The organism is Aeromicrobium sp. P5_D10 (assembly GCF_054049535.1).
The window spans coordinates 1-20,997 of the sequence record NZ_JBFUME010000003.1 but is presented as its reverse complement, the minus strand read 5'-3'; the positions used below and the strand labels follow the sequence as shown (position 1 = coordinate 20,997).

The 20,997-nt window shown below is 65.4% G+C and carries 23 protein-coding genes, 3 tRNA genes and 1 pseudogene; 19 read left to right on the top strand and 8 right to left on the bottom strand.

What is annotated here, in order from left to right; translation table 11 throughout:
• Window positions 1-4: 4 nt before the first annotated feature.
• From ACXJKC_RS05185 to ACXJKC_RS05175, 3 genes are read right to left on the bottom strand one after another with little or no spacing between them, the layout of a single operon-like run.
• On the bottom strand, window positions 5-1,273 hold the full coding sequence (locus ACXJKC_RS05185; RefSeq protein ID WP_456695617.1) for a dihydrolipoamide acetyltransferase family protein: 1,269 nt from the start codon (window positions 1,271-1,273) through the stop codon (window positions 5-7).
• Between the two features lie 14 nt (window positions 1,274-1,287).
• On the bottom strand, window positions 1,288-2,259 hold the full coding sequence (locus ACXJKC_RS05180; RefSeq protein ID WP_456695616.1) for an alpha-ketoacid dehydrogenase subunit beta: 972 nt from the start codon (window positions 2,257-2,259) through the stop codon (window positions 1,288-1,290).
• Complete coding sequence (locus ACXJKC_RS05175; protein ID WP_456695615.1) at window positions 2,256-3,335, bottom strand: thiamine pyrophosphate-dependent enzyme; 1,080 nt, start codon at window positions 3,333-3,335, stop codon at window positions 2,256-2,258. Before ACXJKC_RS05175 ends, ACXJKC_RS05180 begins: the two co-directional genes overlap by 4 nt.
• A 153-nt stretch (window positions 3,336-3,488) precedes the next feature.
• Between ACXJKC_RS05175 and ACXJKC_RS05170 the strand changes: the two genes are divergently transcribed.
• The gene (locus ACXJKC_RS05170; RefSeq protein ID WP_456695614.1) at window positions 3,489-3,992 is read left to right on the top strand and encodes an Lrp/AsnC family transcriptional regulator; all 504 of its coding nucleotides are present in this window, start codon (window positions 3,489-3,491) and stop codon (window positions 3,990-3,992) included.
• 8 nt (window positions 3,993-4,000) lie between these two features.
• Here the strand turns inward: ACXJKC_RS05170 and ACXJKC_RS05165 are convergent, their stop codons facing one another.
• The gene (locus ACXJKC_RS05165) at window positions 4,001-4,723 is read right to left on the bottom strand and encodes a FadR/GntR family transcriptional regulator (RefSeq protein ID WP_456695613.1); all 723 of its coding nucleotides are present in this window, start codon (window positions 4,721-4,723) and stop codon (window positions 4,001-4,003) included.
• 66 nt (window positions 4,724-4,789) lie between these two features.
• On the bottom strand, window positions 4,790-6,220 hold the full coding sequence (locus ACXJKC_RS05160; protein ID WP_456695612.1) for an APC family permease: 1,431 nt from the start codon (window positions 6,218-6,220) through the stop codon (window positions 4,790-4,792).
• Window positions 6,221-6,460: 240 nt separating this feature from the next.
• On the opposite strand from ACXJKC_RS05160, the gene ACXJKC_RS05155 reads away from it, so the two are divergent.
• The 9 genes from ACXJKC_RS05155 to ACXJKC_RS05115 all read left to right on the top strand — a co-directional run bounded on the left by ACXJKC_RS05155 (window position 6,461) and on the right by ACXJKC_RS05115 (window position 13,486).
• The gene (locus ACXJKC_RS05155; protein ID WP_456695611.1) at window positions 6,461-7,204 is read left to right on the top strand and encodes a gamma-glutamyl-gamma-aminobutyrate hydrolase family protein; all 744 of its coding nucleotides are present in this window, start codon (window positions 6,461-6,463) and stop codon (window positions 7,202-7,204) included.
• Entirely contained in the window at window positions 7,201-7,971 is a 771-nt protein-coding gene (locus tag ACXJKC_RS05150; protein WP_456695610.1) for an SDR family NAD(P)-dependent oxidoreductase, read from the top strand. The genes ACXJKC_RS05155 and ACXJKC_RS05150 overlap by 4 nt, the downstream gene beginning before the upstream one ends.
• Complete coding sequence (locus tag ACXJKC_RS05145; RefSeq protein ID WP_456695609.1) at window positions 7,968-9,341, top strand: glutamine synthetase family protein; 1,374 nt, start codon at window positions 7,968-7,970, stop codon at window positions 9,339-9,341. Before ACXJKC_RS05150 ends, ACXJKC_RS05145 begins: the two co-directional genes overlap by 4 nt.
• 1 nt (window position 9,342) lies before the next feature.
• Window positions 9,343-10,791 (top strand): aldehyde dehydrogenase family protein, encoded by a 1,449-nt coding sequence (locus ACXJKC_RS05140; RefSeq protein ID WP_456695608.1) that lies wholly within the window; start codon window positions 9,343-9,345, stop codon window positions 10,789-10,791.
• Window positions 10,792-10,917: 126 nt separating this feature from the next.
• Complete coding sequence (locus ACXJKC_RS05135) at window positions 10,918-11,904, top strand: quinone-dependent dihydroorotate dehydrogenase (RefSeq protein ID WP_456695607.1); 987 nt, start codon at window positions 10,918-10,920, stop codon at window positions 11,902-11,904.
• Between the two features lie 71 nt (window positions 11,905-11,975).
• A tRNA-Thr gene (locus ACXJKC_RS05130) sits at window positions 11,976-12,048 on the top strand.
• A 30-nt stretch (window positions 12,049-12,078) separates the two neighbouring features.
• A tRNA-Met gene (locus tag ACXJKC_RS05125) sits at window positions 12,079-12,152 on the top strand.
• Window positions 12,153-12,206: 54 nt separating this feature from the next.
• Window positions 12,207-12,377, top strand: a complete 171-nt coding sequence (gene rpmG / locus ACXJKC_RS05120) for a 50S ribosomal protein L33 (protein ID WP_108579795.1) — start codon at window positions 12,207-12,209, stop codon at window positions 12,375-12,377.
• The gene (locus ACXJKC_RS05115; protein ID WP_456696142.1) at window positions 12,374-13,486 is read left to right on the top strand and encodes a UDP-N-acetylmuramate dehydrogenase; all 1,113 of its coding nucleotides are present in this window, start codon (window positions 12,374-12,376) and stop codon (window positions 13,484-13,486) included. Before rpmG ends, ACXJKC_RS05115 begins: the two co-directional genes overlap by 4 nt.
• A gap of 6 nt (window positions 13,487-13,492) precedes the next feature.
• Here the strand turns inward: ACXJKC_RS05115 and ACXJKC_RS05110 are convergent, their stop codons facing one another.
• The 3 genes from ACXJKC_RS05110 to ACXJKC_RS05100 are packed head-to-tail and all read right to left on the bottom strand — an operon-like array spanning window position 13,493 to window position 15,363.
• Window positions 13,493-14,005, bottom strand: coding sequence for a DUF4190 domain-containing protein (locus ACXJKC_RS05110; RefSeq protein WP_456695606.1), 513 nt, complete (start codon window positions 14,003-14,005; stop codon window positions 13,493-13,495).
• A 33-nt stretch (window positions 14,006-14,038) separates the two neighbouring features.
• A complete protein-coding gene (locus ACXJKC_RS05105) occupies window positions 14,039-14,353 on the bottom strand; it encodes a DUF4190 domain-containing protein (RefSeq protein WP_456695605.1) in 315 nt (104 codons plus the stop codon).
• Window positions 14,350-15,363 (bottom strand): adenosine deaminase, encoded by a 1,014-nt coding sequence (locus ACXJKC_RS05100; protein WP_456695604.1) that lies wholly within the window; start codon window positions 15,361-15,363, stop codon window positions 14,350-14,352. The genes ACXJKC_RS05105 and ACXJKC_RS05100 overlap by 4 nt, the downstream gene beginning before the upstream one ends.
• A 152-nt stretch (window positions 15,364-15,515) precedes the next feature.
• On the opposite strand from ACXJKC_RS05100, the gene ACXJKC_RS05095 reads away from it, so the two are divergent.
• The 9 genes and pseudogenes from ACXJKC_RS05095 to ACXJKC_RS05055 form a co-directional block, all read left to right on the top strand.
• Window positions 15,516-15,588: transfer RNA gene (locus ACXJKC_RS05095), tRNA-Trp, on the top strand.
• A 32-nt stretch (window positions 15,589-15,620) separates the two neighbouring features.
• The gene (secE, locus tag ACXJKC_RS05090) at window positions 15,621-15,842 is read left to right on the top strand and encodes a preprotein translocase subunit SecE (protein WP_456695603.1); all 222 of its coding nucleotides are present in this window, start codon (window positions 15,621-15,623) and stop codon (window positions 15,840-15,842) included.
• A 37-nt stretch (window positions 15,843-15,879) separates the two neighbouring features.
• Window positions 15,880-16,689, top strand: coding sequence for a transcription termination/antitermination protein NusG (gene nusG / locus ACXJKC_RS05085; RefSeq protein ID WP_456695602.1), 810 nt, complete (start codon window positions 15,880-15,882; stop codon window positions 16,687-16,689).
• A gap of 102 nt (window positions 16,690-16,791) precedes the next feature.
• A complete protein-coding gene (gene rplK, locus ACXJKC_RS05080) occupies window positions 16,792-17,220 on the top strand; it encodes a 50S ribosomal protein L11 (protein ID WP_456695601.1) in 429 nt (142 codons plus the stop codon).
• A gap of 88 nt (window positions 17,221-17,308) precedes the next feature.
• Window positions 17,309-17,974 (top strand): annotated as a pseudogene (gene rplA, locus ACXJKC_RS05075) (50S ribosomal protein L1); the annotation flags it as partial.
• Window positions 17,975-18,096: 122 nt separating this feature from the next.
• Complete coding sequence (locus ACXJKC_RS05070; protein ID WP_456695600.1) at window positions 18,097-18,909, top strand: hypothetical protein; 813 nt, start codon at window positions 18,097-18,099, stop codon at window positions 18,907-18,909.
• 422 nt (window positions 18,910-19,331) lie between these two features.
• The gene (gene rplJ, locus ACXJKC_RS05065; RefSeq protein ID WP_456695599.1) at window positions 19,332-19,970 is read left to right on the top strand and encodes a 50S ribosomal protein L10; all 639 of its coding nucleotides are present in this window, start codon (window positions 19,332-19,334) and stop codon (window positions 19,968-19,970) included.
• Window positions 19,971-20,027: 57 nt separating this feature from the next.
• Complete coding sequence (rplL, locus tag ACXJKC_RS05060) at window positions 20,028-20,414, top strand: 50S ribosomal protein L7/L12 (protein WP_456695598.1); 387 nt, start codon at window positions 20,028-20,030, stop codon at window positions 20,412-20,414.
• Window positions 20,415-20,752: 338 nt separating this feature from the next.
• A partial coding sequence (locus tag ACXJKC_RS05055) for an ATP-binding cassette domain-containing protein (protein WP_456695597.1) occupies window positions 20,753-20,997 on the top strand: 245 nt, incomplete at its 3' end.

The window sequence follows — 20,997 nt, the reverse complement described above, 5'->3', positions numbered from 1 at the left end:
GCGATCACAGCACGGCGAGGGCCGGATCGCGTAGGAACATCGCGGTATCGGCCAGCAACTCGGAGCCTTGCTGCCCGTCCAAGACCCGGTGATCGAATGACAGGGCCAGCGTCGTGACCCAGCGCGGCTCGATGCGCTCGGTCGGCCCTTCGCCGACGACCCAGGGCTGACGCGAGATCGTGCCGACGCCGAGGATCGCGGTCTCGCCGGGGTTCAGGATCGGCGTGCCGGTGTCGACGCCGAACACGCCGAAGTTGCTGATCGTCACGGTGCCGTGCGACATCGCCTCGGGCGTGGTCTTCCCGGCGCGCGCAGTGTCCGCGAGCTCGGAGATGGAATTCGCGAGCTCGACCAGCGAGAGACGTTGGGCACTGCGGATATTGGGCACGACGAGACCTCGCGGAGTCGCGGCCGCGATACCCAGATTGACCTCGCGCAGTTGCACGATCTCCTGAGCAGCCTCGTCCCAGCGGGAATTGGCGGCAGGTGTCCGCTCGATCGCCCGCAAGAAGGCCTTGGCGATGAATGTCAACGGACTGAGCTTGACCCCGGCCAGCTCACGACGGGCGCTGACCCGCGATCGCAGTTCCATCGTCGCGGTGACGTCGAGCGTGATGAACTCCGAGACGTGTGGTGCCGTGAACGCCGATGAGACCATCGCTGCGGCGGTGTGCTTGCGGACCCCCTTGATCGGAATCCGAATCTCGGCAGCAGGATCTGCCGTGACGGAGACATCAGGCATAACCGCGGCGGGGGCATCGGACGTCGCGCGTTCCGCGGCGTTCAGGACGTCGGCACGGGTCACGACCCCGCCGGGTCCTGTCGGGGTGATCGATGCCAGGTCGACGTCGAGGGTCTTGGCGAGCTTGCGCACGGGGGGCTTTGACTTGACGACGCCTGAAGGGCCCGGCGTGGCAACCGGCGCGGCAGGCGGGGCAACCGCCTCCTCAGTTGCCGGGGTCCGGCGGCGACGGCGATTCGGCGCGTCCTTGGCGCCGTATCCGACCAGGAGCTTGGGCTCCTCCTCGGTCGAGGTCGTGATGCTGACGATGGTGGCACCGACGTCGACCGTCGCCCCTGGCTCGGCGTGCAACTCGGCGATGGCTCCCGCGAACGGCGATGGCAGCTCGACGACGGACTTGGCCGTCTCTATCTCCACCAGGATCTGGTTGACCTCGACGGTGTCACCCGGCTTGACCAGCCAGCTGACGATCTCGGCCTCGGTCAGGCCTTCGCCGACGTCAGGCAGTGCGAAGTGCTGGATCTGCGTCATGTGGATCCCTGGTCTCAGTAGGTGAAGCTGCGGTCGATGGCGTCAAGGATCCGGTCGAGCCCGGGCAGCCAGTCGCCTTCGTTCCGGCTCGGCGGGTACGGCGTGTCGTATCCGGTGACCCGGATGGCCGGCGCTTCGAGGAAATGGAACTTCTCATCTTGTACGCGAGACACGATCTCGGCGCCGAGGCCGGCGGTCTGTGACGCCTCATGGGCCACGACGAGACGACCGGTCCGCTCGACCGAGGCGAAGATCGTGGCATCGTCGATGGGCGACAGGGAGCGCAGGTCGATGACTTCGACCGAACGTCCTTCGTCGGCGGCGACCGTGGCGACCTTGAGAGCCGTCGGCACCAGGGCCCCGTACGTGACGAGGGTCAGGTCGTCGCCGGGCCGCACGATCTTGGCGGCGGACAGCGGTGCTGGCACCGTGGTGCGATCGAGCTCGCCCTTGAGCCAGTAGTTGTGCTTGGGTTCCAAGAAGATGACCGGGTCATCGCAGTCGATCGCCAACTGGATCAGGTCGAAGGCCTCCTGCGCTGACGAGGGACTGACGACTCGCAGACCGGCGGTGTGGGCGAAATAGGCCTCAGGCGATTCGGAGTGGTGCTCGATCGCGCCGATACCGCCGCCGAATGGGATGCGGATGACGACCGGCAGAGTCACGGTTCCTTCGGAACGATGGCGGTACTTCGCGAGCTGGGTGATGATCTGGTTCATGGCGGGGAAGACGAAGCCGTCGAACTGGATCTCGCACACGGGCCGGTATCCGGCCATGGCCAGACCGATCGCGCTGCCGACGATGCCGGCCTCGCCGAGCGGCGAGTCGACGACGCGTTGATCGCCGAAGTCCTTCTGCAAGCCGTCGGTGACGCGGAAGACGCCGCCGAGTCGGCCGATGTCCTCGCCGATCAGCAGAACCTTGTCGTTGCCTTCCATCGAGGCACGAAGACCTGCGTTCAGCGCGTGGGCGATTGCGGTGCTCATGCCTGGCTCCCAACGCCGGCCGCGATGTAGTCGAGGTGGTGATTCATCTGACGCTCCAGATCGGCGGGCATCTCGACGAAGGTGTTCTGGAACGAGGACGCGGGTGACGGATCGGGCAGTGCGCGGCAGCCGGCCCGCAACCGTTCGCTCAACTGCGCTTCCTCTTCGGTCACTGAGGCGAAGAAGTCATCAGGGGTATCGGCACCGTCGAGATATGTTCGCAACCGGGCGATCGGGTCGAGTCGCGTCCACTCATCGGTCACGACTCCTTCGCGATAGCGACCGTCGTCATCGGAGGTGGTGTGCGGATTGCGGCGATACGTGAAGGCCTCGATCAGCGTCGGACCGTTCCCGGCTCGCGCGTGCTCCATGGCCTCCGACGTCGCTGCGTGGCTCGCGACGACGTCATTGCCGTCGACGCGGACGCCTCGGAATCCGAATCCTTCGGCCCGCTGTGCGACCGGAACCCGGCTCTGTACGGAGTACGGCGCTGAGATGGCCCACTGATTGTTCTGGCAGAAGAATACGATCGGCAGATTCTGCGCAGCGGCCCAGACGAATGCCTCATTGGTCTCGCCCTCGCTCAGGGCCCCGTCTCCGAGGAACACCAGTACGGCCCGGTCGCGCTCAGGATCGCCTGTGCCGACGTCACCGTCGCGGACGATGGCCATCGCGTAGCCGACAGCGTGGAGTGTCTGCGCGCCGATGACCAGGGTGTAGAGATTGAAGTTGTTCTCGGTCGGGTCCCAACCGCCCAATGTCGTCCCGCGGAACAGGCCGAGCAGGCTGACCGGGTCGACGCCCCGGCACCAGGCGACGCCGTGCTCGCGGTACGTCGGGAAGGCGATATCGCGCGGCCGCAAGGCATGTCCCGCGCCGACCTGCGCGGCTTCCTGGCCCAGCATGGACGGCCACAGTCCGAGCTCGCCCTGGCGCTGGAGTGCTATGGCTTCGGTGTCTATGCGCCGGCTCATGACCATGTCGCGGAACATCTGGGGCAGATCGGCCCGCGTCGCGAGATCCGACTCGGCGAGGACGCCATCGGGCGTCAGGTAGGTGAGGAGATCCTGGTCCATGTGCACGTCCTCGTCATAGCGAGCCAGCAGGCACGCAATTGAGCGTTCTGATTCGCTCAGATTGACCTAGTGATAACTTCTGGTCAATACTTGCCGATACAACATGGCTCAGTGATCAGTAGGAGCTGTTACGGCGAGGATAAGGTGGCAGAAGTGATCAGCATCGACCGGCTCGACTCGGAGATCATCGCCAGGCTGGCCGGCAATGCTCGGGCCGGAATCGCCGAACTGGCAGGAGCGCTGGGAGTCGCTCGCAACACGGTGCACTCGCGGATCCGCAGACTGGAGGAGATCGGCGTCCTGACGGGTTTCAGGCCGGCGATCGATCTGGAGGCAGTGGGGGTTCCGGTTCAGGCGTTCATCGCGCTGGAACTCGATCAGCGCAAGATCGAGACAGTCGTCGAGGCGCTGATCGACATTCCCCACGTCCTGGAGATCAACACCCAAGCAGGTCGCGAGGATCTGCTCGTTCGGGTCGCCGCACCGACCAACGGCGAGCTGCAGGAGGTCGCGCGTCAGATCATCGAGATCCCCGGGGTGCGGCACACCGTGACAACCATGATCGTGTCGACACCGCTGCCATTTCGCACCCAGCCGCTGCTCGACCGGTTGACGCGGGGCTCCGGCTTCGGCAGGTCGACGCCGGCTGCCCAATGAGAGCGGGTCTACTCGTCGATGAGCTTGAGCATCTCCGCGCGTGAGGCGTCGATATGTCGGCGCATCGCCTCGGCCGCGGCCTCTCCGTCACCCTCCGCGATCTGATCGAGCACAAGCTGGTGCTGGGAGTGGCTGGACTCCTTGACGAACTCGTAGTCCGCGAGGTCGACGGGGTGGAACATGCTCGCCCGCGAGTCCTCGATCGCCGTGACGAGGTGAAAGTTGCCGGCCGCACGTGCCACTGCCAGGTGGAATGCGGTGTCGGCCCGTCGCGACTCGTCCTTGTTGTGCGCCTTGCGCAGCGCATCCTGGGCCAGGTGCATCTCGGCGAGGTCCTCGTCGCTGCGACGTCCCGCTGACAACCGTGCCGCGATCGACTCAAGCTCTCGGCGGAACTCGACGAGGCTGAGCAGTGTGTCGCGCCGCTGCCGCAGCTCGTGCAGTGCGACTTCGGGCGCGACGTGATTGTCCTGGATGATGGCGCCGCCGGCGGTTCCCCGAACGATCACGATCTGCCCGCTGCCCTCAAGCACACGGAATGCCTGCCTGAGGGTTTCGCGGGCCACCCCCAGCTTCTCGGCGAGCTTCCGCTCGGCGGGTAGCTTCTCGCCTGGCATCAGACGTCCCAGGGAGATCTCGCGACGGATGAAGTCCACGACGTCGGCGTATCCGGACAACGTGTGAGCGGGGCGCAGGTCGTTGGAAGTGACCTTCGTGGAAGCTTCAGTCATGGCACTGTGATTCTACGGTGTCAGGGCTGGGGCCCACCTGCGTTCGGCGCGCGTCGTCGCAGGCTGTCACGACACGTCGGACGTCGTGTCTGCAGCGACGGCGTCCAGGATGGCCGGCTTCTGCTGGCGGGCACCGATCACGAAGCCGATCGCCGCGATGACCAGGATCAGGAACGGCAGCCGATTCACGATGTCGGACGTGCTGCCGGTCACCACTGCGTAGTTGTCGACGATCAGGTACGCGAAGTAGCTCAGCGCGAGTCCAGCCGCGATGGGTGCCACGATGTGATGCCACGGCCGGAGCGGACCGCGGCCGCGGAAGTAGAACGGCACCGAGAACGAACACATCGCCATGAGCAGGATGATCGACAGCGATCCGAAGCCTGCGGTCTGGGATCCGAGATCGACATACGGATCGGCCCCGACAATGGCGTACGTGCCGGCGACGACGGCGACGATCACGGCCTGCGTGATGCCGGCGTTGCGGGGGGTCTGGTGCACGGGGTGGGTGTGGGCCAGCCAGCGCGGGAGAATCTGCTCGCGGCCGAAGGCCATCAGGTAGCGCGACGACATGTTGTGCAGGGCCATCAACACGGCCAGGAGGCTGGAGAGCAGGAGCCAGTTGGCGACACGGGTCGAACCGCTGCCAAGAACTGACGACATCGCGTCGAAGGTGAACGTGCCAGGATCGGCGGCGGCGATCTCGCCCGCGTTGGTTCCGCCATTGGTGCCGACGAGGACCCAGGCGGTGAAGACGTAGAGCGTTCCGATCAAGCCGATGGCCATGTAGGTCGCGCGCGGGACCGTGGTGTGGGGATCGCGTGCCTCTTCCCCGAAGATCGCGGTGGCCTCGAATCCGATGAAGCACGTGACGGCGAACAGGAGGGCGAGTCCGGGCGATCCCGAGAACACCTCGCTGGGCTTGAAGGATTCCACCGGAAGACTGCCGAATCCGTTGCGGAGCAGAGCGACGACGTCGAATACGACCAGCAGCCCGGTCTCGACGATCAAGATGATGCCGAGCGTGCGGACGTTGACCTCGAGTCCGCGAATTCCCAAGGTCACTGCCATGCCGAGAGCGACGGCCGAGTACAGCCACCACGGCAGGTCGAGACCCAGCTCGGTGTCGAAGGTCTGCTTGGCGAAGTAGCCGATCAATCCGACGACGTAGATCGTCAGCACGTTGTAGGCCACGACTGCGACGAGTCCCGAGGCCATGCCGAGGCGGCGGCCGAGGCCCGCACTGATGTAGGCGTAGAACGCTCCCGCGTTGACGATGTGCGCGCTCATGGCCGAGTAGCCGACCGCGAACAGCGCGAGGACCACCGCGACGAGCAGGAACGTTCCGGGTGCGCCGACTCCGCTGCCGAATCCGACGACGAGCGGCAGCGCGGTGGCCATCGCCGTGAGGGGTGCCGCGGTCGCCAGGACCATGAAGACGATGCCCCATGGCGAGATGCTCCCGACCTTCAACGAGTCACTTCTGGACTTGCTCATGCCTAGCTCCTTTGTCGGCCCCCATGCATTGGTCGCTTGGACCGTAACATAGGCCAATCCAATCTGTCACCGTCTTTCCGCAGAGAAAATGGACCGAATTTTTCCTGTTGTGTCAGCGAATGTCGATCCGTTCATAGAATTTTTGCCGGAGGGGTGTTCAGGACTGGTCTATTGGTCTAGCATCTATGCCAAGATCCGCTGACGGCGTGCTGACCGTTGGCGCCACGACAAAGGAGCACCGTGAGAGCAACACGCCGCAAGCCCCTCATCGGGCTGACAGGACGACGGATGACAGCGCAGGTGATCGGCGTTCCGGCGGGCTTTCACGACGCCCCGCTCGACGTGTACATGAGCGAGTATGCGACGTCAGTCGTGGCGGCCGGAGGGGTGCCCGTGCACCTTCCCCTCGACATGGAGCCGCAGGACGTCGTGGATCTGGTCGACGGCGTGATCTTCGTGGGCGGGGCCGACGTCGATCCGCGCCGCTACGGGCAGGTGCCCAACCCACGGTCGGGCGGGCTGGAGCCCATGAGGGACCAGTTCGAGCTGGATGTCGTGGCCTGCGCGCTGCGAGCCGGAACGCCGATGCTCGGCATCTGTCGGGGTGCGCAACTCATCAACGTCGCTCTCGGCGGGACGCTCGTGGCCGACCTCCCGACGGGCGTGGGGGAGTCGCACGGCTCGTACGCCTATCCGCGCGCTCATCGGACCCACACTGTGACGTTCGAGCCCCAGTCGGCCGTCGGCCGGATCTACGGTGCCGAGTCGCAGGTCAACTCGTTCCACCACCAGGCCGTCGACAGACCCGGTCGTGACGTCGTCGTCACAGGCCGTGCTCCCGACGGCGTGGTCGAGGCTTTCGAGGTCGTCGACCGACCCATCGTGGGCGTTCAATGGCACCCCGAGTGCTTCGCAACAGATCCGATTTTCAACTGGCTGGTCGACGCAAGCGCCGACCACTTCCTTCAGGAGAGTGCAGCATGACCGCAGTTCACGCCGACAAGATCGCCTTCATCACCGGGGCCGGCTCCGGCATCGGCCGCGAGACCGCACTTCGGTTGTCCCGCGACGGGGCGCGGGTCATGGTCACCGACATCGACCTGGCCCTGGCGCAGTCCACGGTGAGCGCCATCGCCGACGAGGGCGGGACGGCCTTGGCCTCCGCAGTCGACGTCCGCGACAGGGAAGCCGTCACGGCTGCGGTCGATGCCACTGAAGGGGCGTGGGGAGCGCTTCACCTGTTGGTCAACAACGCCGGCCTCGTGACTCCTCACTCCTTCCGTGATCTGACGGACGACGCCTGGGACCTGGTCCTCGACGTCAATCTGAAGGGGCAGTTCCTCGTCGCGCAGATCGCCGCACCGCTCATCGCCGCGTCGGGCGGCGGGGCCATCGTGAACCTGTCGACCGTCGAGGCGATCGCCGTCGTGACGTCCGGCTCGACGACCCAGCCGCACTACAACGCGAGCAAAGGCGGTGTGCCGATGCTCACCAAGGCGCTGGCCATCGAGCTCGCGCAGGACAACATCAGGGTCAATTGCGTGGCACCGGGCCCGATCGCCACGGACTTCTTCGACCTCGAGATGGTCACGTCCGAGGCTGGACTCGACTTCATGAAGCAGCGTCTGCTCGTGCCCCGGGTCGGTCTTCCTGCCGACATCGCGGCAGCCGTCTCGTTCCTGCTGTCCGACGAGGCCTCGTTCATCGACGGGATCCAACTGCCCGTCGACGGTGGATGGCTGACGCGATGAGCGAGTACGTGCTGGATCCGGCCAACCTGGTCGATCTCGGCTTCCACACCGTCGTCGTGGCCTCGCCCGATCTGCAGGGTCGCCTGGTCGGTCGGAGGGTTCCGGCTGAGTCGTTCGACCGGATCATCGCCGACGGGGTCGAGGTCTGCACGTGTGTCTACGCGTGGGACCTGACCCAGGACCTCGGGCTCGTGGACGCCAATGTGTTCCCGCTGTGCGGGATGCACAACGGCGTCCCGGATGTCACGTTCAAGCCTGACCTGACGACGTTGCGGCCGGCCGCCTGGCTCGACGGCATCGCGATCTGCATGGCTGATCCGTGGGACCCGAGGAAGCAGGAGTTCCTGCCGCTCTCGCCGCGCGTCATCCTTCGCACGCAGATCGAGCGGTTCGCCGGACTGGGCCTGCGGGCGAAAGTGGGCACCGAGCTGGAGTTCTACCTGTTCCGCAACGAGCCCCGCGAGCTGCGCAAGTCGGGGTTCCGGGATCTCGAGCCGACGACGATCGTGCCGGCCGACTTCATGATCCACGAGGGCAACACGTACGAGCCCTTCTTTCGCAAGCTCCGGTCGGATCTGACGGCTTCCGGGATCGAGATGGAGGCCGCCCAGTCCGAGTGGGGGACCGGTCAGTGGGAGATGACGTTCCGCTACGGCGATCCGCTGGAGATGGCGGACCGCCATGCGATCTACAAGCTGGCGGTCCGTGACTCTGCCGCAGCCGCGGGAATGAGCGCGACGTTCATGGCCAAGCCGCTCAACGGCGGTCAGCCCGGTTCGTCGTGCCACGTGCACTTCTCGGTCATCGACGAGAACGGTGCCTCAGCGTTCTGGGACGACGCAGCCGACGCGCACCTGGGTGAGCGGATGCTGCACGCGATCGGCGGTGTGCTGCAGGAGGTCCCGGGGTTCATGGCGTGGTACGCACCGACCGTCAACTCCTACCGCCGGGCCAACAGCGCTGACGTCGCGGGCTGGGGTCGCACCTGGGGGCTCGACAACCGCACGACGTCGGTCCGTGTTGTCGGCCGCAAGCCGGAGGACATCAGGTTCGAGTTCCGGCTGCCCGGCGCCGACACCAATCCGTACCTCACGCTCGCTGCGCTGCTGGCCTCCGCGCGTCAGGGCATCGAACTGGGCATCAAGCCCCCTGCCATGACCGATGGCAATGGATATGACTCGACGATCGACGAACAGGTGCCGCTGCACCTGGGAGATGCCGCGAAGGCACTCGCAGGTTCGTCGTTCGCGCGGCAGGAGCTGGGCGACGAGGTCGTCGACCACTTCCGGATCCTGCTCGAGCACGAATGGCGCTCGTTCCTGGGCGCCGTCAACAGCTGGGACCTCGACCGATACTTCGACAGGATCTGACATGAACACCGACATTCCGGACCTCGCGACCTGGATCGGCGATGTGGCCGAGCCGTCTGGCGTCGAGCTCGACGGCTTCCTCCACGATCCCAACACCGGCGAACGACTCCAGTCGAACCGTGCTTCCTCGCCCGAGCAAACCGATCGTGCGCTCGCGGCGGCGTGGGCGGCCCACGAGTCGCGGGCATGGCAGGACCTCGGGCTCGACGGACGTGCGGTCGGCCTGCTGCGGCTCGCTGACCTGGTGGACGAGCAGCAGGGTGCGATCGCCGAGCTGGACTCGGTCAACAGCGGCGTGACGATGCGGGAGGCGAGGCTGTTCGCGTCGAGCCTCGGCGGCACGATCCGCTCAGCCGTGCAGATCGCGCAGGAGCGCGGAGAGTCCACTGCGCTCAAGGCCTCGCAGGGTCCGGTCAGGCTCCGGCGGATCGCTTGGGGGCCTACGGCGCTCATCGCCCCGTGGAACGCGCCGGCGGCCGTGGCGGTCAAGAAGATGGCGTACGCGCTGATCTCCGGAGCGCCGGTGATCCTCAAGCCCTCGCCGGCGTCGCCATGGAGTGCGCAGCTCATCGCGGCGGCAGTCGCGGAGGCGGGCCTGCCGCCGGGAGTGTTCTCCCTCGTCCTCGGCGGCGGCGACGTGGGTCATCAGCTTTGTAGCGATCCGCGGGTCAAGGCGATCTCGATGACCGGATCGACCGCGACGGGCCGACTCATCGCGCAGGCCAGCGCCCCGAATCTGACGCGCCTGCGGCTGGAGCTCGGATCCAACAATCCCGCAGTGGTCCTCGGAGACGCCGACGTCCACCAGACTGTGGAGGATCTCGCGGCCGGTATGACCAAGCTGAACGGTCAGTGGTGCGAGGCGCCGCGTCGGGTCTTCGTGCACGAGTCGCTCTACTCCGAGCTCCGGCATGAGCTCTCCGCCCGTCTGGGACGAACGCGGGTGGGCTCCAGCTTCGAAGACGACACCGAGGTGGGGCCCATGGCATTTCAGCAGCGTCAGCACGATCTGCGAGCTCAGCGCGAAGCAATCGTCGCGGGAGGCGCGCGAGCGGACTTCGACGCTGTGACACCGCACGAGGGCTGGTTCTTCGCGCCTACCGTGGTCTCGGGGTCGTCGGTGGAGCTGCCGGGTGAGGTCTTCGGCCCCATGATCGCCCTCGAGCCGTACTCCGCCCTGGAGTCGGCGATCTCGCGGGCCAACACCGGACCGCACGGTCTGGCGGGGTACGTCTTCGGCCAGGACGTGGAGCATGCGATCGACGTGGGCGGACGACTCGAGGCGGGAGAGGTCAAGATCAACGGCACGAGCCTGCTCGACATGTCGGAGGAGTCGGCACAGAGCTTCTTCGGGGACAGCGGCCTGGGCGGCCACGGAGACGTCGACGTCCTGGACTTCTACTCAGGCAAGCAGGTCGTGGGCCGCGATCTCATCGATCCGCCGATGTGACCGGCGGTCAGGAACATCCTGAGAGCGGCTGAACGTCGCGGGTCCTCCCGCGACGTCCATGCCGTCTGAACCGGGATAGGCTGGAGCGTGGTCTATCGCGCCTTCTTCGACGCCGTTTTCACTTCCATGGATCCCGAAAAGGCCCACGAACGCGGCTTTGTCGCGATTCGCGCCGGTCGTTTCGCCAGCCGGGTGATCTTCAAGCAGACCCGTGCTCCGCGCACCGTCATGGGGATCGAGTTCCCGAACTCCTTCGGTCTGGCGGCGGGCTTCGACAAGAACGCCTGCGGTGTGCCGGGGCTGCTCGCCCTCGGTTTCGGCCACGTGGAGATCGGCACCGTCACGGCCCGTCCGCAGGCTGGAAATCCCAAGAAGCGACTGTTCCGTCTGGTCGAGGACCGCGCGATCATCAACCGGATGGGCTTCAACAACGACGGCGCGGCCGAGGTCGCGTCCCGGTTGCATCGGCTGCGCCGTACGAAGGCGGGCCGCTCCGCGGTGATCGGCGTCAATATCGGCAAGACCAAGGTCGTCGACCCCCAAGACGCTGTGGCCGACTATGTCGAGAGCGCGCGCCTCCTTGCCCCGTACGCGAGCTATCTCGTGGTCAACGTCTCTTCGCCCAACACGCCCGGATTGCGTGACCTGCAGGCGGTCGACGAACTGCGGCCGCTCCTGGCGGCGGTCAAAGAGGTCGCCGACCGCAATCCGTCCGGGCGAGTGCCGCTGTTGGTCAAGATCGCTCCCGATCTCGCCGACGCCGATGTCGACGCCGTGGCGGATCTCGCGTGCGAGCTGGGTCTCGACGGGATCAGCGCGACCAACACCACGATCGCCCGTCCGGATTCGCTGCTCACCGACCGCGCCACGATCGACGCTGCCGGCGCGGGGGGGCTGTCGGGACCGATCCTCGCTGAACGGGCCACGGAGGTCCTGGTGAGGCTGCGGGCGCGCGTGGGGGACCGGCTCGCGATCATCGCGGTCGGCGGTGTCACGACCCCCGACGACGTCCGGGCCAGATTGGCCGCCGGAGCCGACCTCGTGCAGGGCTACACGGGTTTGATCTACGAAGGCCCCACCTGGCCGTCGCGCCTCGCGGCCGCTGCGATTTGAGCGGTTCGGGGCGCAGCCGGACCCCGATTTCACAAAGCGCCACCGCACCCGGTATCTTTGCTTGTCGGCTTGCCCCTTTAGCTCAGTCGGCAGAGCGTTTCCATGGTAAGGAAAAGGTCTACGGTTCGATTCCGTAAAGGGGCTCTGGGATCCGAGGTCACTCGGATCCCTTGCGGCTGGGTAGCTCAGGTGGTTAGAGCACACGACTCATAATCGTGTTGTCGCGGGTTCGAGTCCCGCCCCAGCTACCGCACGATGACACGGTAAGACCCCAGCACCACCGATCAAGAAGAGGCACCCTCGTGGCCAGCAAGAGCTCAGACGTTCGCCCCAAGATCACTTTGGCCTGCACCGAGTGCAAGGAACGCAACTACATCACCAAGAAGAACCGTCGTAACGATCCCGATCGTCTCGACCTCAAGAAGTTCTGCCCGCGTTGCAAGACGCACCAGACGCACCGCGAGACGCGCTGACCCCAGTTCTCGGTACGACGGCTCCCGCTGCTCCGGCAGGTGGGAGCCTTCGTCGTTCCTCCTGCGAAGTCGCTGCTAGCGTCGCGGCCATGGACCTGGCTGAACTCACGACCCTGCGACTCGGCGGAACGGCACGTGTCGTCATCGACGCCACGACCGAGCAGCAGCTGATCGAGGCGGTGCGGGTCGCCGACGAAGCCGGCGATGAGGTTCTGCTCGTGGCCGGTGGCAGCAATCTGGTCGTGACCGACGGTGACGTCGACGCGTCTGTCATCCGGGTGCTGACCCGCGGTGTCACGATCGATTCCGACGCGTGCAGCGGGGCCATGGTCACGGTGGCGGCCGGTGAGCCCTGGGATGCGTTCGTCGCCCGTGCGGTCGAGGAGCAGTGGGTCGGTATCGAGGCGCTGTCGGGCATCCCCGGCTCCACCGGTGCCACCCCGATCCAGAATGTCGGAGCGTACGGCCAGGAGGTCTCGCAGACGATCGCGTCGGTACGTACCTACGACCGTCGTGATCAGACGATCCGCACCTACGCCGCGAGTGACTGTGGTTTCGGCTATCGGCACAGCCGGTTCAAGGCCGAGCCTTCACGCCACGTCGTCTTGTCCGTCACCTTCCAGCTCGCTCTCGGCGATCTGAGCGCCCCTGTCGCGTACGCGGAGCTGGCCAGGGTCCTCGGAGTCGACGTGGGCGCACGGGCGCCGTCTGCCGCCGTCAGGGACGCTGTCCTGGCGCTGCGAGGTGGCAAGGGCATGGTGCTCGACGAAGCGGATCACGACACATGGAGCGCGGGGTCCTTCTTCACCAATCCGTTGCTGACGACCGAGCAGGCCGCGGCGCTGCCGCCCGACGCGCCGCGGTTCGAGCAGCCCGACGGCACGGTCAAGACGAGCGCGGCCTGGCTCATCGACCACGCCGGATTCGCCAAGGGATACGGCAACGCGGCCGTCTCGTTGTCGACCAAGCACACCCTGGCGTTGACCAATCGCGGCAGCGGTACGACGGCCCAACTGTTGGAACTGGCCCGCGAGATCCGCGACGGGGTCCAGCGGGCCTATCGCATCACGCTCGTCAACGAGCCGGTGCTGGTCGGCTGCGTTCTCTGAGGGCGGTCAGCGCAACAGGCTGCTGAACGCTCCGCGCAGGAATGTCGAATCGTACGAGTCGTAGTCGTAGTCGTCGTCCCAGAAGCCGTCGATCGTTATCCCGAGGATGATGATCAAGATCACGAACGCGATGATGATCGTGAGTATGACCGTGCCGATGATGCCGAGGATCATGCCTGCCTTCGCCTCGCTGCGGCCGCTCAGGGCTCCGCTGCTGGCGTCGATCTCGCGTATCGCCTTGGCGCCGGTGAACCAGGCGAACGGTGCGGCGAAGATCGGCAGCCAGCACATCGCGGCTCCGGCGGTGCCGACCAGCCCGAGGACCAGTGCGGTCGTCGCGGAGCCGTGCTTGGGGGCCTGAAAGTACTGCGGGTAGGCATATCCGGGCGGCGGGTAGTAGCCGCCTTGCGGGGGATATCCGGGCTGTTGACCTGGAGGCGGATAGGCGCTGCCCCAGTTGGGCTGGTGCTGGGTGCCTGCGTACGGGTCGTGCGGCGGCCTCGGTTCCTCTTCGGTCATGGCGACAGCTTTCCACAGGTGCCGCTCATGGGTTCACGTCCCGTAGCCCGCGTCGTAGTGGTGGGCGAAGATCGCCCCGGCGACGAGTACGGTCATGACGAGCAGGACCAGGGCGAGCAGGCATGTGCCGATGACTCCGAGGATGACCCCGGCACGAGCCTCCCCGGCCCCGCTCCAGCGCGCCGGTTCGCGCTCGATCTCGCGTTGCGCGTTGACCCCGTGATACCAGGCAAGGGGCCCGAGAACGACCGGCAGCACGGCGAAGATGCCGATGACGCTGAAGAGCCCGAGCACCAAAGACACGGTGGCGCCGGGCGCATGTGGGCGGGGCGGCGGGTGGAGGATCACGGGACGCTCAACCAGGTGTCGATCGCCGCCAGGCCGGCCGCGACGCGATCCGACGGCGCGTACGAGCGCCGGATCGACATCCGAGCCAGGTCGGCGAGCTCGGTGTCGCTGAAGTCCTGGGCGGCGCGTAGGACGGCGTACTGACCGGCCAGGCGCGAGCCGAATAGCAGCGGATCGTCCGATCCCAGCGCGACGTCGATCCCGGCCTGGGTCAGCACCCGGATCGGAACCTCTTCGAGCGTGCTGTAGACCCCGAGCGAGACATTGGAGGTGGGACACACTTCCAAGGCGACGCCTGATTCGGCGAGCCGTCCGAGTACCGCTTCACTTTCGCTGGCTCGGACGCCGTGCCCGAGCCGGTCGGGATGCAGATGGTCGAGGCATTGCATGACGTGGGACGGGCCGCGCAGCTCGCCGCCGTGCGGCACCAGCGCCAGCCCGGCCCGCTTCGCGATCGCAAATGCGGGACCGAAGTCGGCGGTGTCGCCGCGGCGCTCGTCATTCGACAGTCCGAAGCCGATGACCCCACGACCGGCGTACTGCGCCGCCAGCCGTGCGAGCGTCCGCGCGTCGAGGGGATGCCTGGTCCGGTTGGCCGCGATCACCAGGCCCATGCCGATGCCGGCCCGGTCGGCTGCATCGCGGACCGCGTCGATGACCAGATCCGTGAACGCGGTGATACCGCCGAAGCGGGCGCCGAAACCCGACGGGTCGACCTGGATCTCGGTCCACACAGAGCCGTCGGCCGCATCGTCCAAAGCGGCTTCGAGCACCAGGCGACGTACATCGTCCTCGGTCCGGAGCACCGAACGCGCCACGTCGTACAGTCGCTGGAAGCGGAACCAGCCCTTCTCGTCCTCGAGGCTGAGCTGCGGTGGCCACTCGTCGGTCAGAGACGGTGGCAGCCCGATACCGTCGCGTTCGGCGAGCTCCAGCAGCGTGCCGTGGCGCATCGAACCGGTGAAGTGCAGGTGCAGGTGTGCCTTCGGTAGTGCCGTGACTGCCCTCATGCAACCATCATGGCCGCTCGTGGCGAAGCCGTGTCGACGGACTCGGTTCGACGGCGACACCGTCGAGCACGTACACTGGACCCACCGGTGAAAATTCACTCTGAATCGTCATGCCCTCACGGGCTTTTCGCATCCTGAGCGATTTTGATCAAAGGGCACTAGCTCAACTGGCAGAGCATCGGTCTCCAAAACCGAAGGTTGGGGGTTCAAGTCCCTCGTGCCCTGCAAGACATGACCACGAAGAACTAAGGAGCATCGTGAGCGATCGTCACGAGTTGGCTGGCACGTCCGGCAAGCGCACGTCGCTAGTCACGTTCTACCGTCAGGTAATTGCCGAACTCCGCAAGGTGGTTTGGCCGACCCGACCCCAGGTCATCAACTATTTCTGGGTTGTTCTCGTGTTCGTGCTCGTCATGATGGCGATCGTCGCCGGACTCGACTACGGGTTCGGTCGCGCAGCATTCGCCATCTTCGCTTAGCACTCGCCCATAAATTCTGTATGGCAAAAGGATCACAGTGACTCAAGGTATCGACCCGCAGATTCCCGCGGAGACCGACGAGGTCGTCGAGGACGAATCGGCGCCCCCGGAAGCTCCGGAGACCGATGAGGTCGAGGTCCTCGAGGACGAAGCGGCTTCCGACGACGAGACCGGCGAAGCCGAAGACGGCGAAGCTGCCGAGACCGGCGAAGCCGAAGACGGCGAAGAGCCCGTCGTCGACGTGATGCAGGAATTCAAGGATCGGCTGTACAGCCAGATCGGCGATTGGTACGTCGTCCACACCTACTCCGGTATGGAGAAGCGGGTGAAGTCGAACCTGGAGAACCGGGTCACCTCGCTCAACGCCGAGGACTACATCTTCGAGGTTGTCGTCCCGACCGAAGAGGTCGCCGAGATCAAGAACGGCCAGCGCAAGCTCGTCAAGCGCACGGTGCTGCCCGGCTACGTCCTGGTCCGCATGGACCTCACCGACGAGTCGTGGGGCGTCGTCCGCCACACGCCGTCCGTTACGGGATTCGTGGGCAATGCCCACCAGCCCGTCCCCCTCAGTCTTGCCGAGGTCGAGAGCATGCTCGCCCCGGCAGTGGAGGCCGAAGTCGCAACTGCGGCGGATGCCCCCGACAAGCAGCAGACGAAGGCCGCCAAGGTCGAGTTCTCCGACTTCGAGGTCGGAGACTCCGTCATGGTCGTCGACGGACCGTTCGCCACGCTGCATGCGACCATCACCGAGATCAACATCGACGCACAAAGGGTCAAGGCCCTCGTGGAGATCTTCGGTCGCGAAACGCCGGTCGAGCTCAGCTTCACCCAGATCCAGAAGGTGTGATCGCGTAGCGATCGCAGGTTGAGGAGCCGTGGGGAACCAACGGCGTCTCGAAACCACTGAGCTCCGGCAACACTAAGAACAACCATCAAAAGGACCCGAGAAATGCCTCCCAAGAAGAAAGTCGCAGCCATCGTCAAGGTGCAGCTGCAGGCCGGTCAGGCCAACCCGGCACCGCCAGTCGGTACCGCGCTGGGCCCCCACGGCGTCAACATCATGGAATTCTGCAAGGCGTACAACGCTGCAACAGAGGCCATGCGTGGAAACGTCGTCCCGGTCGAGATCACGATCTACGAAGATCGCACCTTCAGCTTCATCACCAAGACGCCGCCCGCGGCTGAGCTGATCAAGAAGGCCGCCGGCCTGCAGAAGGGTTCGGCCGTCCCGCACACGGACAAGGTCGGCAAGATCACCAAGGATCAGATCCGCGAGATCGCCACGACCAAGATGCCTGACCTCAATGCGACTGACATCGACGCTGCCATGAAGATCGTCGAGGGCACTGCGCGCTCGATGGGCGTCACGACAGACTGAAGTTTTTCCTCCCGTACCACTAGTGGCAGGGCCAGCTGGGCCCGTACCGACCACGACTGGTTCACCAAGATACGAAAGAAGACCAGAGATGGCACAGCACAGCAAGGCGTACCGCGCGGTCGCCGAAAAGATCGAAAAAGACAAGCTCCACACTCCGTTGCAGGCCACGACGCTTGCCAAAGAGTCGGGTAGCAAGAAGTACGACTCGACGGTGGACGTCTCCGTCCGCCTCGGTGTCGATCCCCGCAAGGCCGACCAGATGGTGCGCGGCACCGTCAACCTCCCTCACGGCACGGGCAAGACCGCACGGGTCCTGGTCTTCGCCACCGGCGCCAACGCCGATGCGGCTCGTGAGGCCGGCGCCGACTTCGTCGGTGCCGATGAGCTGGTCGACAAGGTCAACGGCGGTTGGCTCGACTTCGACGCCGTCGTCGCGACGCCCGACATGATGGGCAAGGTCGGTCGCCTGGGTCGCGTGCTCGGCCCCCGCAACCTGATGCCCAACCCGAAGACCGGTACCGTCACCCCCGACGTCGCCAAGGCCGTCGGCGACATCAAGGGCGGCAAGATCGAGTTCCGCGTCGATCGCCACGCCAACTTGCACTTCGTCATCGGCAAGGCATCGTTCACCGCCGAGCAGCTCGCCGAGAACTACGGTGCCGCGCTCGACGAGGTTCTGCGTATCAAGCCGGCCAGCTCGAAGGGTCGCTACGTCAAGAAGATCACGGTTTCCACGACCAACGGTCCTGGTGTGCCGATGTCGCGAGACATCGGCACCGGGCCGTTTCGCATGTCACGTGGGTTGGTCATCCCACATTGTCAACGAGGGTTACCAAACTTGTGTTTTGTGACCCCGGGCACCCTTAGCCTTCTGCTATGTCCGTACGCCGAACGAGAATCGCCAGCATCGCCACCGCCGTCGCAATGACGTTCGCCCTGACGGCGTGCGGCGGCAGTGACAACCCAGACAAGGACGCGGCCCCTGAGAAGCCGGCCTCGAAGACGGCGTCCATGTCCGGAGAGCTGACGAAGGACAATTTCGTCGAGCGACTCACTGCGGCGCAGATCAAGGCCGGGACCAGTCAGGTCCGGATGGAGATCGACGCCGGGGGCCAGAAGAATCTTGCAACCGGCCAGTTCAAGGCCGGCGAGAGCGTCAAGGACTCGGCTGTCGCGCTGCGGATCGACGGCAAGTCCTCAGGTCTCGGCACATTGGACCTGCGCCTCGTGAACGGCGCAATCTACATGAACTTCGGCGAGATGACCGGAGACAAGTTCATGAAGCTCGCGCTTGACGGTTCAGGTGATGCCGCAGCCGATCAGCTCAGCGAGTTGATCGACCAGGTCAACCCGACCGCGCAGCTCGAGCAGTTCGATGCGGCCCTGACGTCGTTCAAGCAGACGGGCCGGGCCAAGACAATCGACGGGGTCAAGGCACTGCCGTACGAGATCGTCCTCGACACCTCCAAGATCGACGGAATGGCGGCTGCCGCCAAGAAGTCCGGCACCAAGGTGCCGGCGACTTTGACCTACACGATGTTCCTCGGCCCCGATGACCTGCCGCGCAGGATCACGGCCAAGGTCGTCGCGATGTCGTTCGCGCTCGACTACAGCAAGTGGGGTGAGCCGGTGGACATCAAGGCTCCGCCCGCGAGCGAGATCTCCGACAAGGCCGCCGGCGGGGCCTGATCTTCCCCGAGAATCGGCGGTTGAGGTGCGTAGGCCGCTTCGGTGGTTGAGGTGCGTAGGCCGCTCGCGGCCGTAGCCTCGAAACCCGGCCATAGCCTCGAAACCCGGCTCGTTGCTGCGCTCGTCGGCACCTCAACCCGCTCGACCGGACCCCAACTGAGCGCGCTCGGGCCTCGCGGATTTGGTCAGCCCGCCATCGTGCACTAGTCTGGACAAGCCGAAGACCGCTGGCAGCAGCTCCCCGGAGTTGCCCGAAGCGCCCGAAGGGGCGGCCCGCGCAGGTTCACGATTCAGATGCAGCAACTCAGCGTCCCGTGGCCTTGCGCCCGGGACGTTTTTTCGTGTCGGGCCCTGTAACGCACGGGGGTCGAAAGTCTAGGTATGACCACCGTGCCATTTGGTATTGGGCTGGAAGGAGATCCATGGTAAACGCGGAAAAGATTGCTGCCGTTGCCGAGCTTGCGGATAGTTTCCGTGAGTCGAACGGCGCAGTTCTCACCGAGTACCGCGGTCTCACCGTGAAGCAGCTGCAGGATTTGCGCCGCTCGCTCGGTGAGGACGTGAACTATGCCGTCGCCAAGAACACGCTGACCAAGATCGCCGCCAAGGACGCAGGCGTGGAGCTCGATACCGATCTCCTCACCGGTCCGACCGCAATCGCCTTCATCAAGGGCGATCCGGTGCTGGCTGCCAAGAGTCTGCGCGACTTCGCGAAGGCGAACTCACCACTCGTCATCAAGGGAGGCTTCCTTGACGGGAAGATCCTCACTGCTGAAGAGATCACGAAGCTGGCCGACCTCGAGTCGCGTGAGGTCCTCCTCGCAAAGCTCGCAGGTGGCATGAAGGCCAGCCTCTCGAACGCCGCGTCGCTGTTCAACGCCCCGCTGTCGCAGGCTGCCCGAGTTCTGGGTGCCCTGCAGGCGAAGGCCGCAGCCGACCCGTCGATCCTGGCTGCAGGCCCCGAGCCTGTCGCCGAAGCTGCCGACGAGGCCCCCGCGGCCGAGCCGGTTGCAGAAGAAGTTCCGGTCGAGGCATCCGCCGACGCCGGCTCCGAGGGCTGAAAGCCCGATTAATTCAATCGGGACCCCCTCGGGGTCTCACAACGGAAGGACGCCACCATGGCGAAGCTCAGCTCTAGCGATCTGCTGGACGCATTCAAGGAAATGACCCTCATCGAGCTCTCCGAGTTCGTCAAGGAGTTCGAGGACACGTTCGACGTGACCGCCGCTGCTCCGGTTGCCGTTGCTGCTGCCGCCCCGGCTGCTGCCGGTGGCGCGGACGCCGCTGCTGACCAGGACGAGTTCGACGTCATCCTCGAGGGTGCCGGCGAGAAGAAGATCCAGGTCATCAAGGAAGTTCGTACCATCACCGGTCTCGGACTCAAGGAGGCCAAGGACCTCGTCGAGGGTGCTCCGAAGCCCGTCCTCGAGAAGGCCACCAAGGAAGCCGCTGACAAGGCGAAGGAGGCCCTCGAGGCCGCCGGCGCCAGCGTCACCGTCAAGTGATTTCCTAGCTCCAAGCGCCAGGGCGCTCCCTCTTCGGAGGGGGCGCCCTTTTGCATGCCCAGACCGACCCATCCGGACGCGCCGCGAAGAATCAGGACCTTGGTCCTGCACAGGAGTGCCATCTCGGGTAGCGTGTCAGCCGTCACAGTGTCACCCGAAGTTACGCGCTTGGGAGTCCTAGGTCCTGACTTGTTACTCACGAGTCACAATCTTGGAAATTCACGTAACCTCGGTTGACGGAAGTCGTTAGTTCCTGTGTCTGCGGTCACGTCGACCAACGACAAGCAAGTTCTGCCAGCAGTTGCGGGCAGTCCGCGGTAAGCAAGGAGGGGCCATCCGTGGGTGTTGAAGTGGTAGTTGAGGGGCTGACCAAGAAGTTCGGTAGTTCGTTGATCTGGAAGGACGTGTCGCTGACGCTTCCGGCTGGTGAGATCTCGGTGATGTTGGGTCCGTCGGGCACGGGTAAGTCGGTGTTCTTGAAGACGTTGATCGGGTTGCTGAAGCCCAATGAGGGCCATGTCTTCATCGAGGGTGTCGATATCGCGAACTGCAAGGAGAAAGAGCTTTACGAGATCCGCAAACT